Origin of the sequence: Clostridium chrysemydis (assembly GCF_015234215.1) — a bacterium.
Lineage (GTDB): Bacteria > Bacillota > Clostridia > Clostridiales > Clostridiaceae > Clostridium > Clostridium chrysemydis.
Genome location: NZ_JADEKP010000001.1, coordinates 1,358,045 through 1,373,256, shown reverse-complemented (window position 1 = coordinate 1,373,256; position 15,212 = coordinate 1,358,045). Strand labels below are relative to the sequence as shown.

Genomic DNA, 15,212 nt, shown 5'->3' with positions numbered 1-15,212 from the left:
ATTTGGGTTTGAAAATAATATAGAAAACGGATTTTATAGATTAGTTAAATAGAAAAATAATATTGAAAGCAGGTGAAATCTCTTTATGGGAAATAAGCGAATTAAATACTTGGTGCAGTTTTAAATCTTGATAGTAGGTTGCACTAGGATAAATAATAATTTAATACTATCAAAGAAGTTTAGCTGCACCAATTTATTAGATTAGTAATTTAAGAAAAAGGGGAGCAGTAATGAATAGAGAAGAATTAAAAAATAATTTAGAAAAAGAAGAAGGATTAAGTTTTAAGGGATGGGACTTTTCTCACCTAGAAAATAGATGGGAAGAAGAAAAACTACCTTGGGATTATGAAAGCATATTAAAATCTTATTTAAAAGATGACTTTAAATTATTAGATATGGGAACTGGAGGAGGAGAATTTTTACTTTCTTTAAATCATCCATACAAAAACACTTCAATAACTGAAAATTGGGAGCCAAACGTAAAACTTTGCAAAGAAAAACTAAGTCCTTTAGGGATAGGGGTATTTGAAGTTTTAAGGGATGATGAATTACCATTTGAAGATGATACATTCGATTTAATAATAAATAGACATGCTTCCTTTGAGTTAAAAGAAGTTTATAGAATATTAAAGCCAGGTGGAGTATTTATAACTCAGCAGGTAGGCGGTAAAAATAATGAGATCTTATCTAAAAGGTTAATAAAAGGATTTAAGCCTAAATATTCTAATAACAACTTAAGGAATGTTTTAAAAAAAGCAGAGGATAATAATTTTGAAGTTATATTAGGGAAAGAATTTTATCCTTATTTAAGATTTAAAGATTTAGGGGCATTAGTATATTTTGCAAAAATAATTGAGTGGGAGTTTCCAGGATTCTCAGTTCAAAATTCCTTTGAGGAGTTAGTAAAACTAAATGAAGAAATTGAAGAAAAAGGGTTTGTTTATAGTTTAGAACACAGATATATAGTAGTTTTAAAAAAATAATTATTTAGGGGGAAATAATGAATAGAAAGTATTTAAAATTATTAAACTTATTTTTAGGATTAATTTTAGTTATTGGTATGGTTGGGTGTAATTCAAACACAGATACAAATTCAGGTACGAATTCAGATTCAAATGAAATTAAAGAAACAAAACTAGACTTTGATAAATTACTTAAATACAAAGATTCTTTTATAGGGGATAATTCAGCAGTTTCTAATATAGTATATAATTTACCAGGGTGTAGTTATAATACTAAAATAGAATTACAAACAGCGAATGAACCTTATGAGTTAAATTTAAGCTATAAGAAATTTAAGTATTTAGAAGTAGACCTTGGTGAAGGTGAAAAGGTAAAGCTAGGGTTTGACGATGTTTTAAGAAAAGACGCATATATTATTTTTTCTTTAGTTAACAATGTTTCTATAATAAACTTTAATATTGATGGTAAGGATAAAATAACTTACAAAAAAGAAGATATAAAAGATGATTTAAAAAGTATTATAAACAGCGAAAAATCCTTGAAAAATTTTATTAGTAAGTAGAAAGAGAGTGGCGTTTTTTGCCACTCTCTTTTTAATTATTTTCAACAATCATAAACATACCAGCACCACAACTTTTAGAAGGAGTTCTTTCAAACCCTAATCTTTCATAAAAAGGTTCTTTACCTTCAGCTGACATAAGCTCTAGGCAAAATTTATAGTTTTTAGGTGTATTTTCTTTAATGAAATGTATCATATCTTTTATTAAAAGAGTACCGTATCCTTTGCCTTGATATTTAGGCGCTATAACTAAATCCTTTATGTAATAAGATATACTTTTATCACCAATTAACCTTCCCATACCAATAAGTTCATCATTTAAATAAACTGTAGCTACATAAACTGAATTCTCTAAAGCTTTAGATATCTGATCTAAGGGAAGCTGCCCCCAGCCTACTAGCTTTGTTAATGAATTAAAGTCATTAGGGGTTAATTTGTTTCTAATTATTTTTGCCATTTGTACCATCTCCTAAGATAAATATAAGAAAATTATACCATTTTTTATAGTTAACTAACATCTTTGCATATTTAGTAGATGAAAGGAGTTGATAGATATGATATCAAAAATAGTTAATGGAGCAAACTTAAAAGTTTCTTATTTAAAGGGGCAAAACGAAAGTGGGAAGGATATTATTAAATCTCAAAGATTTAGTAATCTTAACCTTTCAGCTACTAAAGAAGGGCTTTATGCTGTAGCTTCAGAGATTGCAAATTTAATAGCATTTCCGTTATCAGAACTTGCAGTTGAAGAAGATAGTATTCTTTTAGAAGAGCAAGAAGCGTAAGAGAGAAAAAATATTTAAAAGGGGGAGAAATTATATGAGAGAAAAAACTTTAGTTATGGGATTCGAAAACGAATCGGGAAAGAAATTCAATTTAAGGGTTAGAGAAATTAAAGTAGACCTTACTAAAGAAGATATTAATAGGGCTATGGATGCTATAGTTAGTAACGATGTGTTTGTGACAACTGGTGGCAAGATAGTGAAAAAACTTGAAGCTAATATAGTTTCAGAAGAAACTACTGGAATAGAGATAATTTAACAGTATTGTTAAAAGTTTTTAGTTGCTGTTATGTTAATATATTCCTATAGGGGGATTGAATACTTATGATGAATATATTTAAAATACTTATAATTATAGTTAGTATTATCTTAGTAGTATTAGGATACAAAAAAGATAAGGTTAAATTAAAAGAAGTTGGACTGGCGGGGCTAGTTTTATCTTTAATATTTGTAGTTTCAGATTTTATTAAAAGCTTGGATTTTTAAAGCAGTATCTTTTTGATACTGCTTTTTATATTTATTAGTACTTAAAAATAATATCGATTAATTCTATCTATCCATTCAGGAGTCTTTGATCTTTCCTTAGTATCAAACCTTTTGTGATAAGGCTTTATATCTAGTATTTTTGCTAAAACTAATTTATTTAATCCTCTTACAGTGAGTATATTTTCAGAGATATTTATAAGTTCAACAGATGTAATTTCAAGAGAAGAATTTTCCTCTAAATAATAGATTATAGTTAGGTGTGTAAAGTTTTTAAACTCTTTTAATCTTTTTAAATAGTCAGGTTCTATTTTAATTTTAGAGGTGTACTTATTTAGGGATGTGTTATTTTTCATAGAGAAGGAGCTATTTATAAATCCGATTACATTAAGCTCTATTTTCATATATTCCTCCTAAGGCATTATTAATATATATATGGAATGATTCTTTAAAATAGTATTTTTTATTTTTGTGATAAAGGTAGGTTAAAATAACTTTTAATAGGTATATTAATTGAAATTTATGGTAAAATTATAATAAAGAACAGAATTTTTTTAATAAGAAGAGAATTCTATAATAATTTATATACGATAGGAGGGGTAAAATGTTTGAATGGATTGCTATAGCAAAATTTTTAGTATTATTAGTAGCTTTATACTTTGTAATTAAAATTGCAGTTAAAAATGGTATTAGAGAAGCATTTGTTATTGAAGAAAGAATGCAAGAAAAAGAAATAAACAAAATTTTAGATACTGCTGAGGAGTAACTTAAAATGAAAAAGGGGAATGAATTTAAAAAAAGGAAGAGAATCTAAGTTAAAGTTAGAAACTCTTCCTTTTTTTATTTTGTTACATAAATAAATCTTTTTGCTGCAGATTTCACGGCCATTGATAAAGGAATTGCAATAATTAAGCCTATAGCTGTTGTAGTAATTGAAGTTAATAAACTAGCTACAGCACCTTGCCATCCTTTAAAGATAACCCAGTTAACTATAAAATAGCCAGTTAAAGAAACTATACCTCCAAATACAAAACCTATAGTGTTTTGAATAGTGCTAGTCCCTTCTTTTCCATTTAAAAAGGCAATTTTACCTGCCGTATACCCTGTTAAACCTTTAATTATGAAAGTCGGAATCACCCAAAGGGCAAAGGCTGGATCTAATAAATCCATAAGTGCACAGCCTATAGCACTAGGAAGCCAAGCATCTTTTCCTATTAAAACAGCAACTATAAAAATTACAGTAGTTCCAAGGTGAACCATAGATGTTCCGCCACCTATTGGAATTTTAATATGAAGAGATGTTCCGATATAAATAAGTGCAGCAAATAAAGCTAATTGAATTAATCTTTTTGTTTTACTATTCATTATTATTCCCCCTTTTTTCTATTACATTTATATTAGGATTTAGGAGGAGTACTGTCAAATGAACCGATACAATTTCAAAAGGTTTATTTTTAAGGGAAATAAAAAATTTATTTGGAATAATATTGCAATTATTATAATAATAGAATATAATAGATAAAAAATCTTATTAAGAGTGGAGGAGGGACTGGCCCGTTGAATCCCGGCAACCTATAAATTAGTTTATGTGGTGCTAAATCCTGCAAAAGCGTAGCTTTTGATAAATAAGAATGATTGATTAATATTTTTTAGAGTTTAAATCACTTCTTTATTTTAAGAAGTGATTTTTTTATTTTTAAGATTGGGGTGGTTTTATGAATTTAAAAAAAGATATTGAAACGATTTTAGTTAGAGGAGCAAGCTTAGGTGATAGTAGGACTGGGGCTATGAGTTTTCCTATTTATCAATCAGCTACATTTAAACATCCAGGGCTAAATATGACAACAGGATACGATTATTCTAGAGCTAATAATCCGACTCGTGAGGAACTTGAAAAAACTATTGCACTTTTAGAAGGAGGAAATGACGCTTTAGCTTTTTCAAGTGGGGTATCTGCAATAGCTTCTTGCATAAGTATATTTAGTAGCGGCGATCACTTTATTCTTTCAGAAGATTTGTATGGAGGTACATATAGACTTTTTGAAGAGACATTTAAAAACTTTGGAATAAAGTGCGATTTTGTAGATACAAGTGATAGAGAAAAAATAAAAAGATATATCAAAAAAAGCACAAAAGCGATTTTTGTTGAAACTCCTTCAAACCCTTTGATGAGGGTTAGTGATATTAAAGCTATAAGTGAAATAGCAAAAGAAAATGGACTTATCTTAATAGTTGATAATACATTTTTAACTCCTTATTTTCAAAAGCCTTTAAGTTTAGGGGCAGATATTGTAGTTCATAGTGGAACTAAATTTTTAGGAGGACATAACGATTTACTTGCAGGACTAGTTATAGTTAAAGATGAATTATTAAGTGATAGATTTAGAAAAGTTCAAATGGCAACAGGAAGTATTTTATCTCCTTTTGATTCTTGGCTTCTTTTAAGAAGTTTAAAAACTCTTCATATAAGGATGGAAAGATGCGAGAAAAATGCTATAGAAATTGCAAATTATCTAAAAGAATTCGATTCAGTTTTAGAGGTTTTTTATGTTGGGCTTAAAGAAAGTAAAGGCTATGAAATTAATAAAAAGCAAAGCACAGGATTTGGTGCTATGATTTCTTTTAAAGTTAAAGACGAAAAATTAGTAGAAAAGATATTAAATGGCCTTGAAGTTATTTCTTTTGCAGAGAGTTTAGGAGGTACAGAAAGCTTAATAACATACCCTTTTACTCAAACTCACGCCGATATGCCAAGCCTTTATAAAGAAAAGTTAGGAATAGATAATAGACTTCTTAGGCTTTCAGTTGGTATAGAAAATATTAATGATTTAAAAGAAGATTTAAGAAAGGTTTTAGAGGTGTGATTTATGAATTTTGAAAGTAAATTAGTAAATGCAGAAAATTTAATAGATAAAAGTACAGGTGCTGTAAATGTTCCTATATATCAAACATCTACTTTTCATCAATTTGATATAGAAAACTTTGGGGAATATGATTATTCAAGGTCAAAAAATCCAACAAGAAGCGCCCTAGAAGAAGTTTTAAAAGATATTGAAAATGGCAAGTATGCTTTTGCTTTTTCCTCTGGGATGGCAGCTATTTGTTCAGTTTTAAGTATCTTTAATGCAGGAGATCACATTATAGTATCAGGAGATGTTTACGGAGGGACGTATAGGGCTATTACTAAATTTTTTAGTAGATTTAATATAGAGTTTTCCTTTGTAGATTTAAGTAACTTAAGCAATATAAAAGATGTATTAAAAAAGAACACTAAAGGGATTTATATAGAGACTCCATCAAATCCTTTATTAAAAATAACTGATATAAGACAAGTAGTTAAGATAGCTAAAAGAAACAAACTTCTAACTATAGCAGATAACACATTTATGTCTCCATACCTTTTAAGACCGCTAGAACTTGGAGTAGATATAGTAGTTTCTAGTGCTACTAAGTTTTTAGGAGGGCATAGTGATATTATTGCAGGGGTTGCAGCTACAAGAGATGAAAGTTTAGCAAAAGAGATATATAACGTTCAAAATACCTTCGGTGCTATACTTTCGCCAAATGATTCATTTTTACTTTTAAGAGGAATAAAAACTCTAAAGGTAAGGCTAGATAAAGCTACATCTAATGCTTTAGAACTTTCAAAATATCTTAAAACATTAGATAAAGTTTCTAATGTTTATTACCCAGGTCTTAAAGAACATAAAGGATATGAAATTCATAAATCACAGGCAAAAAACGGAGGAGCTGTAGTTTCTTTTGAATTTAAGAGTAAAGAGGATACTATAGATTTTTTAAATAATATTAAAGGAGTCTTAGTTTCGGTAAGCTTAGGGGGAGTTGAAACTATTGTTTCTTACCCAGTTAAGATGAGTCACGCAGCTATTCCTAAAGAGGAAAGGGAAGCTTTAGGAATAAAAGATACTTTAGTTAGGGTATCTTTAGGACTAGAGGATATTAATGATATAATATATAATTTTGATAAAGCAATAAATAAGTAAAGGGTGATAAATTTGAAGCATGAGTGGAGAAAAAAAGAAAAAGATTTATATATTCCAAAAGAAACTCCAAAGTTAGTTGAGGTACCTAAATTTAAATTTTTACAAATTAAAGGATCTGGAAATCCTAATTCAGAAGACTTTAAAGAAAGAATAGAAGCGTTATATTCTTTATCTTACGCTATTAAAATGATGCCTAAAGGAGGAGTAACTGTAGATGGTTACTTTGATTATACAGTTTATCCTTTAGAAGGTACATGGGACCTTTCAGAAGAGGGAAGAAAAAAGAAAGAGTTAGATAAAGATGAACTTATTTATACTCTTATGATAAGACAACCTAACTTTGTGGATGAAAAATTATTTAATTCCTTAAGAGAAAAGGTTAAAGAAAAAAAGAAAATAAAACTTTTAGATGAAGTTTTATTTAAAGAAATAGAAGAGGGGCTTTCAGTTCAAATTTTGCATATAGGTTCTTATGATGAGGAAGCAAAAAGCTTCAAAAAAATGAAAGAATTTATAAAAGAAAATAATTTAAAATTAAAAACTTTAGTTCACAGAGAAATTTATTTATCAGATGCAAGAAAGGTATCTAAAGATAAATTAAAGACAGTTTTAAGGTATAACGTAGAAAAATAAAAAAGTAATTTTTATAAAATAAAAGCCACTTTTTTACTCGTATATAGTAAAAAGTTTAGAGGGATAATATATTTAGATTTCTTTAATTAAGGAGTGATATTATGTCTCATAAGAATAATAAAAACAGCAAAGATAATAAAAAATCTAGTCAAAAAACTAAAAAAGAATTACACGAAATGAAATTAGAAACAGCAAACGAGATAGGCTATTCTAAAGAATCTAGAAAACTTGGAAAAAATAAGGAAAGAAAAAATCCTAAAGTTTAACCTTAAAATTTATTATTGACAGGAAAAAATTTTGTGGTAGAATAAATTTAATTTAAAAATTGCGAGATAGCAAATTCGTATAATCCCTATGATACGGTTAGGGAGTTTCTACCAAGAACCAATAATTCTTGATTACGAAGAAGATGATTTAAGCATTTTCTTCGTTATCAGGAATTTTTTTTATACAAAAATTCCATTCGGAGAAAATAATAAAGGGAGGAAATAATATGTATAAAAATTTACCAAAGATCGAATTACACTGTCATTTAGATGGATGTTTGAGAGTAGAAACGGTTATTGAGCTTTTAAATAAAGAAGGATTAAATGAAGAAATTAGAGGATTTGAAGAAATGAAAGAGAGGTTAATCGTTCCAAATGATTGCCCATCTCTTAATGTTTATCTTGAAAGATTCGATTTACCACTTAAAGTTATGCAAAACAAGGAAAACTTGGAAAGAATAGCTTTTGAACTAATAGAAGATGTAAATAAAGAAAATGTTAAATATATAGAAGTAAGATTTGCACCTCTTTTCCATAAAGAAAAAGGATTAAAGGTTGACGAAATAATAGCCAGTGTTTTAAAAGGATTAAAAAGAGGTGAAAAAGAGTATGGAGTAAAGAGTAACTTAATTTTAAGTCTTTTAAGACATATGGGAGAAGATACTATTTACGAAGTTTTAGATGGAGGAAAAGAATTTATAGGAAAAGGCGTAGTTGCTATAGATCTAGCAGGAGGCGAAGAATTAAACTTTTGCAAAAAGTTTAAAAGAGCTTTTGACTATGGAAGAAGCTTAGGATACAAAGTTACTATTCATGCTGGTGAAACAGGACACGCAATTAACGTTAAAGAAGCAATAGAGCTTTTAGGGGCAGAGAGAATAGGGCACGCTGTAGCTATAGAAAATGATTCCGACATATATAACTTAGTTAAAGAAAATAATATAGTTTTAGAGATGTGCCCTACGAGTAACGTTCAAACTAAGGCTGTTACAGAATACAAAAATCATCCAGTTAAAAAGTTTTTAGAGTCTGGGTTATTAGTAAATGTAAGTACTGATAATAGAACAGTATCAGACGTTACTTTAACAGAAGAGTGTGAAGAAATTAATAAAAATCATGTATTAAATTTAGAAGATTATAAAAAAATATACCTAAATAGTTTAAAAGGTGCATTTTGTGATGAATATACTAAAGAAGAGCTTTTAAAGTTAGCTAGTTCTATATAAATAAAAATATCTACCTGTATGCTATTTGCAGCTAACTAATATATAATTTATAATGTTTAGTGAATTTCACTGCATAAGGAGGCATTATGGGTAAAAATATCGATTTAATATCTTATCCTTTTTTAAACGAAGATTTTGGTTATGTAGACCACGAAGTCTTAACAGATTCATTAAGTTCTTTTTTAGGAAGAATACTTAGCAAAAACACACCTTTAAAAGAAGAAACTTTTTGGCTTATGGATAGAGTTTTACACTTAAACGGATCTTTAAGAGGAAAAATTGCTATAACTGAAAAAGATATAAAAGAAGGATTAGATATACTAAACAAATATAGAGATTTAAATAAAGACAGAATAAGTTCTTTTGTATATCCTACAGGTCACCCTTTAGCTTGTGAATACCATGTAGCTAGAGGAGAGGCAAAAAAGGTATGCAGAAATCTTTATAGAATTAAAAACTCTGGGCTTTTAGTTCCAGAAATACTTATAGATTTTAGCAACTTAATAACTAACATACTATTTGTTCTTTCTCTAGAGATAAATAGAAGAAATAATGTAGAAGAAAAAATATTTATTTCTAAATCGTATTAAAGAAAGGAAGTAACAAATGAAAAAGTCATTATTAATTAAAATCTTAATCGTAGTTTTAATCGTAGCTTTAGGTGTTTTCGGTTACAAAATAATAAAAGATAAAACTACAGGTAACGGAACTACAGGAGATAAAACAATAACTGTAACAGTTATTGATAAATCAAATGATACAGTATTAGTAGATAGCGAAGAGTTTAAAACTAATTCAAAAACACTTGGAGAATTTTTAAGTGAAAATTCTAAAACTTTAGAAACTAAATTAGATAAAGGTCAGTTTGGAACATTTATTTTAGGAATTAAAGGTATAGAAACTAAAGATATGAAAAAAGGTCCTTGGTGGATGTATTCATACAAATCACCTAAGGGTAATGTAAATTACAAGCGTGGCGAAGCACCGGGAGTTGATAGCATAAACCTTCAAACTGGTGATAGCGTAACATTTGAATTCACAAGCGAAATGTAATGAATGCTAGAAAGATAACGCAAGGTGCACTGCTTGCTGCTATTTTATATATAATATATTTTATGGGATCATTTATAACTTACTTTGAACTTGTAAGTTTTATAGTTTTACTATACGGAACAACTTTAGATAGAAAACTTGCATACGTATCTACTGTTATATTTTGTATTTTAGTAATGTTAACTAAAGGAATAGCACCTTGGAGTGTTATGTATTTAGTAATATTTCCACAGTTTATATTAATTTATAGCTTACTAAAAAAAATAACTAAGTCAGAATATGTTTACGCCTTAGTTGGAGCTATACTTTCATTTTCACTTGGAAGTTTAATTCAAATCCCATACTTTTTAACAGCAGGTCTAAAAGGAAAAGAACTTTTAGTTACCCTTTTATTAGGATTTCAAGTTTCTATTGGAAATATGATTTGTACAGTAGTTGCAACTCTTTTTCTGTATAAGCCTTTAAGTAAAGTTTTAAAAAGAGTAATAGAGTAATTTTAAAATCAATATAGAGAGATGTTAAACTTTAAAGTTTAATATCTCTCTATATTTTTTTTATTAACACTATACTAACCATTGAATAGAATATAATGTGAAATTATTTAAGAGGTAATAAAAATGGGGAGAAAAAAACATAAAAATAGGTGCTGTGATTGTAACTTTGGATGTTTTAACAATTGCGGATCTTCTTGTGAATGCACAGAAGATTATTGCTGTACAGATAAAATAATGCAATCTAATATGGGGTATCAGTGGCTTCTTTTACTTTATATAATAGGTTCATTTCAAAGGGAGCAATGCCTTCAAAATGCAATAATACGTAATAATGAAAATATATTATGTGCATATGTACAGCAAAATCAATGCTTAACATCTAATCTATTAGATATAGTTCGAGAATGTCAAAACTCTTCTAGAGGAACTATAACTAGGCTTTTAGATGAAAGAGATATTTGTAGTAGTATCTAGATGTAATAAACTAAGTCTTACATGAATATTATATAAGGAACTTAATAAATAATATTGTAAAGGGGATATGGTTTATGAAAAGTAGATTAGAACTTGAAGCTAGAAAAGCAGCTTTAACAAATAGGGGAATGCAAAATTTTAGGATGATTAGAAAAATTGAAAGAAAGTTAAGAGCCTTAGAAGAAAAAGAATAATAAGGCTAAAATAGAGGCGGAAAGCTCCCGTCTCTATTTTAAATTTAGGATTACGTAATTAAACATATGTATTTTTATTAAGTTGTGAAAATTATAAAAAAATATATTTAACAAAAGGTGAATATATTTAACAAAAGATAAAAATGAGGGGGGAAGTGTTTATTTTTACAAAGTTTTAAGTATATAATTTTAATGGTTTTCAAAAAACGTTAAAAATTTGACAATTTTTTTAATTTTAGATGAAAACATTAACAATAAAATTTTATACGGAGGGGTAAAATGATAGGCATATTCAAACCAGCAAAAGAGGTAGCAAGACTTCCAGAAAGTAAGATAGCAAGTGCTTACAAAATATACAGAATAAGAGTATTCCTAATGATATTCATAGGATATGCAGGCTATTATTTAGTTAGAAAAAACTTTGCAGTTGCATCATCATTATTATCAAAAAACTATGATTTTAGTAACACAGACATAGGTTTAATCAGCGCAGGGATGGCAATAACTTACGGGTTAAGTAAATTCATACTAGGAAATTTAGCTGATAGATCTAACGTTAAATACTTTATAGGTATAGGTCTTTTAGCATCAGCTATACTTAGTATTTTTATGGGATTTGCAAAAACGGTTCCAGTATTTTTAGTTCTAATGATTTTAAATGGTTTTGTTCAAGCGATGGGGGCGCCGCCTTGTTCAATAGTCATAGGAAAATGGTTCTCGCAAAATGAGAGGGGACTAAAGATGGGAGTTTGGAATACTTCACATAATATTGGAGGAGGACTTATAGCACCTCTTGGAGTATTTGCAGCAAGTTTTGCTTTATTTGGTCAAGCTAATTCATCTAGTATTTTCTTTATTCCAGCATTTATATGTATCTTAATAACAATATTTGTTTTATGGATAGGGGTAGATACTCCAGCTTCAGTAGGTTTACCACCTATAGAAGAATACAGAAATGATTATGGGGATTCATCTAAACTTGAAGAAACTGTAGATGAAAACAAACTTACAGGTAAAGAGATTATATTTAAATATGTTTTAAATAATAAGTATGTTTGGTATTTATGTTTAGCAAATGTTTTTGTTTATTTAATAAGACAAGGTATAGTAAACTGGATTCCAATATATTTACAGCAAGAAAAAGGATTTTCTCTTGTAGCAGCTGGACATGCTATGGCAATATTTGAGTTTATAGCAATACCAGGTTCTATTCTATTAGGATGGATTTCAGATGTAGTATTTAAAGGGAGAAGAGCACCACTTAGCATTATGTGTATGGTTGGAGTAATCATTGCAACTGTAGCATATTGGCAAACAAATAATTACATAGTTACTATGATATCAGTAGGATGTATAGGTTGCTTTATATATGGTCCTCAGCTACTTATAGGAATGAGCTTAATAGATGTTGTTCCAAATTTTGCAGTAGGAACAGCAGTAGGTTTTTCAGGGTTATGCGGATATTTAATCGGGGAAACTTTAGCTGATATAGTTCTTGGAGTTATTTCAGATAACTTCGGATGGAACGGTGCATTTATATTTATAATAATAGGTGCAGTTTTTGCTTTAGTTCTTTTAACTTTAACTTTAAATATTAAAAAAGATAAAAAAGAAGCATAGGATTTATTATAAAAAAAGGTCTTGTCAAAAGTTTTGACAAGACCTTTTTTTATTCAGATTTTAATCTTTTTAAGAATTGTTTAGTTCTCTCTTCTTTAGGAGATTCAAAAATTTCTAAAGGAGTTCCTTCTTCTACTATATAACCGTCTGCCATAAAGATTATTCTATCAGAAACTTCTTTTGCAAAGCTCATTTCGTGAGTTACTATTATCATAGTTCTGTGTTCTTTAGCTAAATCTTTTATAACTGAAAGAACTTCACCTACAAGTTCTGGGTCTAGTGCAGAAGTTGGTTCATCAAAAAGTATTACGTTAGGATTTAGTGCTATAGCACGTGCTATACTTACCCTTTGCATTTGACCTCCTGAAAGAGTACTTGGATAAAAGTCAGACTTTTCAATCATTCCAACTTTAGTTAAAGCTTCTTTTGATATCTTTGTAGCTTCATCAAAAGGAAGCTTTTTAACAACTAAAAGTGCCTCACGTACATTTTCTAAAACTGTTTTGTTGTTAAATAGGTTGTAGTGTTGAAATACCATAGCTGATTCTTTTCTTAGGTTGTAGATATCTTTTTTCTTTATGCTTTTAGCATCTACTTTTAAATCGCTTATTTGAATTTCTCCGTTAGTTGGAGTTTCAAGGTAGTTTAAGCATCTTAAAAGAGTTGACTTTCCAGAACCAGAAGGACCTAAGATTACAACTACTTCACCTTTTTTTATATCTAAATTAATTCCTTTTAATACTTCATTATCTTTGAAATTCTTTTTTAAATTTTTAACCTTTATCATAAATTTATCCCCCTTAATAAACTGATAGTTTCTTTTCTAAAATCCTTTGAAGGAAATTGAAAAATGAAATTATAATCCAATACATAATAGCTACTATAATGTAACTTTCGAAGAATTTATAGCTTGATGCAGCAGCCATCTGAGCTTTTGCAAGAAGTTCTATAACCCCTAAAGTGAAAGCTAGGGAAGATCCTTTTATAGTGTCTACAAATATGTTTCCAAGAGGTGGAACTGCAATTCTAAAAGCTTGAGGAAGGATAATTCTTTTAAGCCCCTCGTACCTAGTCATACCTACTGAAAGGCAAGCTTCCATCTGACCTTTGTTTATAGCACCAATAGAAGAACGAAGTATTTCAGCTATATAGGCTGAAGCGTTAAGTCCAAGTCCTATTATAGTTGCAGTTATTGCACTCATATCTTTAAGTGCTGGTATTATCTGTGGAATACCAAAGTAAAGTAAAAATAACTGAACTAAAAGAGGCGTTCCTCTAAAGAATGATATGTATACTTCTGCTATCCATTTTAGGACAGGTATTTTAAATAATCTTATGAAAGCTAAAGATAATCCTACGATAAGTCCTAAAACCATTCCTAAAACTGAAAGGAATAGAGTAGTTTTAGCGGCTCCTATTAGTAGGGGGATTAAACTTTTAGCATACATAAAGTCAAAATAACTATTTGAAGTTTTAGTATCTAAAACTTCGGTTTTAGAATTATTATTGTTTGGAGATGAAACATCCATTCCAAGCCATTTGTTTGAGATAGAACCTAGAGTGCCATCTTTTTTCATATCGTTAATAGTTTTGTTTATATTATCTATAAGTTCTTTGTTTTGGTCTGTTTTAATAAAAGGATATGCGTTTTCAATTTTATCTATAGGGCTACCTGCTATTGCTAAAGCTAACCCTTTTTCTTTTATAGTAGCAAGTGCTGATACTTTATCTATTACAACTGCATCGATTCTACCAAGTAAAAGCTCATTAAATGCGGCATCTGTGTTTTGGTAAGTAAGAACTTTTATATCGCCATTTGTATCTTTAGATTTAACTATTTGCTCGTAATTGCTTCCAAGGTCAACTCCAACCTTTTTACCTTTAAGGTCTTCAAAGTTTTTAATAGTATCATTCCCTTTTTTTACTATTATTTGGGCACCGCTATAGACAGTCGGTTCTGTAAAATAATATTTTTCAAGTCTTTCGTCAGTTAGAGTAATTTGGTTTGCTATAGAATTAATTTTATCACTTTCAAGCATACCAAATAATCCACTAAAAGAAGCAGCTTTAAATTCTATGTTGTAACCTAATCTTTTACCTATTTCATTCCAAGTATCAATCTCAAACCCTTCAAGAGTACCGTTATTTGAATAAGTGAAAGGATAGTATGTACCAGACGTACCGATTGTTATAGTCTTTTTGTTATTATCCATGTTTACATTTGATGAATTGCTACTGCAACCAACTAAAGCCGTCCCAAGAATAAATATGAATAATAATAAAATTGTAAGTCGTTTCTTCATTTCTTTCCCTCATCTCGCTTTAAATTTTAGTTAATTATAATAATTCCTATCGGAATTGTCAACTATAAATAAATATAACTTATATATATCATTCCCAAAATCTTATAATATAATTTGGAGAGTTGCAGATAAAGAATAGATAGTATATTATTAATTCT

Annotated in this window: 21 protein-coding genes and 2 riboswitches; of the genes, 16 read left to right on the top strand and 5 right to left on the bottom strand. The window is 28.9% G+C overall.

Annotated elements, in window-relative coordinates; genetic code table 11:
• Nucleotides 1-230 precede the first annotated feature (230 nt).
• Nucleotides 231-983, top strand: coding sequence for a class I SAM-dependent methyltransferase (locus INR60_RS06895; RefSeq protein WP_194190738.1), 753 nt, complete (start codon nt 231-233; stop codon nt 981-983).
• 17 nt (nt 984-1,000) lie between these two features.
• Nucleotides 1,001-1,525 (top strand): DUF4825 domain-containing protein, encoded by a 525-nt coding sequence (locus tag INR60_RS06890; RefSeq protein ID WP_194190737.1) that lies wholly within the window; start codon nt 1,001-1,003, stop codon nt 1,523-1,525.
• A gap of 31 nt (nt 1,526-1,556) precedes the next feature.
• Here the strand turns inward: INR60_RS06890 and INR60_RS06885 are convergent, their stop codons facing one another.
• The gene (locus INR60_RS06885; protein ID WP_194190736.1) at nt 1,557-1,979 is read right to left on the bottom strand and encodes a GNAT family N-acetyltransferase; all 423 of its coding nucleotides are present in this window, start codon (nt 1,977-1,979) and stop codon (nt 1,557-1,559) included.
• Between the two features lie 97 nt (nt 1,980-2,076).
• On the opposite strand from INR60_RS06885, the gene INR60_RS06880 reads away from it, so the two are divergent.
• The 3 genes from INR60_RS06880 (at nt 2,077) to INR60_RS06870 (ending at nt 2,790) form a co-directional block, all read left to right on the top strand.
• The gene (locus tag INR60_RS06880) at nt 2,077-2,307 is read left to right on the top strand and encodes a DUF1659 domain-containing protein (RefSeq protein WP_194190735.1); all 231 of its coding nucleotides are present in this window, start codon (nt 2,077-2,079) and stop codon (nt 2,305-2,307) included.
• 34 nt (nt 2,308-2,341) lie between these two features.
• A complete protein-coding gene (locus tag INR60_RS06875; RefSeq protein WP_194190734.1) occupies nt 2,342-2,563 on the top strand; it encodes a DUF2922 domain-containing protein in 222 nt (73 codons plus the stop codon).
• 65 nt (nt 2,564-2,628) lie between these two features.
• Nucleotides 2,629-2,790, top strand: coding sequence for a hypothetical protein (locus INR60_RS06870; RefSeq protein ID WP_194190733.1), 162 nt, complete (start codon nt 2,629-2,631; stop codon nt 2,788-2,790).
• Between the two features lie 41 nt (nt 2,791-2,831).
• On the opposite strand, the gene INR60_RS06865 is transcribed toward INR60_RS06870, so the two are convergent.
• A complete protein-coding gene (locus INR60_RS06865) occupies nt 2,832-3,191 on the bottom strand; it encodes an SAM-dependent methyltransferase (RefSeq protein ID WP_194190732.1) in 360 nt (119 codons plus the stop codon).
• 200 nt (nt 3,192-3,391) lie between these two features.
• On the opposite strand from INR60_RS06865, the gene INR60_RS06860 reads away from it, so the two are divergent.
• Nucleotides 3,392-3,553, top strand: coding sequence for a DUF6019 family protein (locus INR60_RS06860; RefSeq protein ID WP_194190731.1), 162 nt, complete (start codon nt 3,392-3,394; stop codon nt 3,551-3,553).
• Nucleotides 3,554-3,627: 74 nt separating this feature from the next.
• Here the strand turns inward: INR60_RS06860 and INR60_RS06855 are convergent, their stop codons facing one another.
• Nucleotides 3,628-4,152: an ECF transporter S component gene (locus INR60_RS06855; RefSeq protein ID WP_194190730.1), complete on the bottom strand. Its 525-nt coding sequence runs from the start codon at nt 4,150-4,152 to the stop codon at nt 3,628-3,630.
• A 160-nt stretch (nt 4,153-4,312) separates the two neighbouring features.
• Nucleotides 4,313-4,419: riboswitch (SAM riboswitch) on the top strand.
• A gap of 83 nt (nt 4,420-4,502) precedes the next feature.
• Between INR60_RS06855 and INR60_RS06850 the strand changes: the two genes are divergently transcribed.
• The 10 genes from INR60_RS06850 (at nt 4,503) to INR60_RS06805 (ending at nt 12,751) form a co-directional block, all read left to right on the top strand.
• Nucleotides 4,503-5,651: a trans-sulfuration enzyme family protein gene (locus INR60_RS06850; protein ID WP_194190729.1), complete on the top strand. Its 1,149-nt coding sequence runs from the start codon at nt 4,503-4,505 to the stop codon at nt 5,649-5,651.
• A gap of 3 nt (nt 5,652-5,654) precedes the next feature.
• Complete coding sequence (locus INR60_RS06845) at nt 5,655-6,791, top strand: trans-sulfuration enzyme family protein (RefSeq protein ID WP_194190728.1); 1,137 nt, start codon at nt 5,655-5,657, stop codon at nt 6,789-6,791.
• 12 nt (nt 6,792-6,803) lie between these two features.
• Nucleotides 6,804-7,424 (top strand): GyrI-like domain-containing protein, encoded by a 621-nt coding sequence (locus INR60_RS06840; RefSeq protein WP_194190727.1) that lies wholly within the window; start codon nt 6,804-6,806, stop codon nt 7,422-7,424.
• A gap of 101 nt (nt 7,425-7,525) precedes the next feature.
• On the top strand, nt 7,526-7,690 hold the full coding sequence (locus INR60_RS06835) for a small, acid-soluble spore protein, alpha/beta type (protein WP_194190726.1): 165 nt from the start codon (nt 7,526-7,528) through the stop codon (nt 7,688-7,690).
• A gap of 55 nt (nt 7,691-7,745) precedes the next feature.
• A riboswitch (purine riboswitch) is annotated at nt 7,746-7,845 on the top strand.
• Nucleotides 7,846-7,917: 72 nt separating this feature from the next.
• Nucleotides 7,918-8,916, top strand: coding sequence for an adenosine deaminase (add, locus tag INR60_RS06830; protein WP_194190725.1), 999 nt, complete (start codon nt 7,918-7,920; stop codon nt 8,914-8,916).
• A gap of 86 nt (nt 8,917-9,002) precedes the next feature.
• Nucleotides 9,003-9,506, top strand: a complete 504-nt coding sequence (locus INR60_RS06825) for a cobalamin adenosyltransferase family protein (protein WP_194190724.1) — start codon at nt 9,003-9,005, stop codon at nt 9,504-9,506.
• 16 nt (nt 9,507-9,522) lie between these two features.
• Nucleotides 9,523-9,969 carry a DUF4430 domain-containing protein gene (locus tag INR60_RS06820; RefSeq protein WP_194190723.1) on the top strand — a complete coding sequence of 149 codons (447 nt, stop codon included), beginning with the start codon at nt 9,523-9,525 and terminating at the stop codon, nt 9,967-9,969.
• Nucleotides 9,969-10,463, top strand: a complete 495-nt coding sequence (locus tag INR60_RS06815) for a hypothetical protein (RefSeq protein WP_194190722.1) — start codon at nt 9,969-9,971, stop codon at nt 10,461-10,463. The genes INR60_RS06820 and INR60_RS06815 overlap by 1 nt, the downstream gene beginning before the upstream one ends.
• Before the next feature lie 123 nt (nt 10,464-10,586).
• The gene (locus INR60_RS06810) at nt 10,587-10,937 is read left to right on the top strand and encodes a hypothetical protein (RefSeq protein WP_194190721.1); all 351 of its coding nucleotides are present in this window, start codon (nt 10,587-10,589) and stop codon (nt 10,935-10,937) included.
• 473 nt (nt 10,938-11,410) lie between these two features.
• Nucleotides 11,411-12,751 carry an MFS transporter gene (locus INR60_RS06805; protein WP_194190720.1) on the top strand — a complete coding sequence of 447 codons (1,341 nt, stop codon included), beginning with the start codon at nt 11,411-11,413 and terminating at the stop codon, nt 12,749-12,751.
• 49 nt (nt 12,752-12,800) lie between these two features.
• Here the strand turns inward: INR60_RS06805 and INR60_RS06800 are convergent, their stop codons facing one another.
• Both INR60_RS06800 and INR60_RS06795 read right to left on the bottom strand, forming a co-directional pair.
• Nucleotides 12,801-13,538 (bottom strand): amino acid ABC transporter ATP-binding protein, encoded by a 738-nt coding sequence (locus tag INR60_RS06800; RefSeq protein ID WP_194190719.1) that lies wholly within the window; start codon nt 13,536-13,538, stop codon nt 12,801-12,803.
• A 13-nt stretch (nt 13,539-13,551) separates the two neighbouring features.
• Nucleotides 13,552-15,054 (bottom strand): ABC transporter permease subunit, encoded by a 1,503-nt coding sequence (locus INR60_RS06795; protein ID WP_194190718.1) that lies wholly within the window; start codon nt 15,052-15,054, stop codon nt 13,552-13,554.
• Nucleotides 15,055-15,212 lie beyond the last annotated feature (158 nt).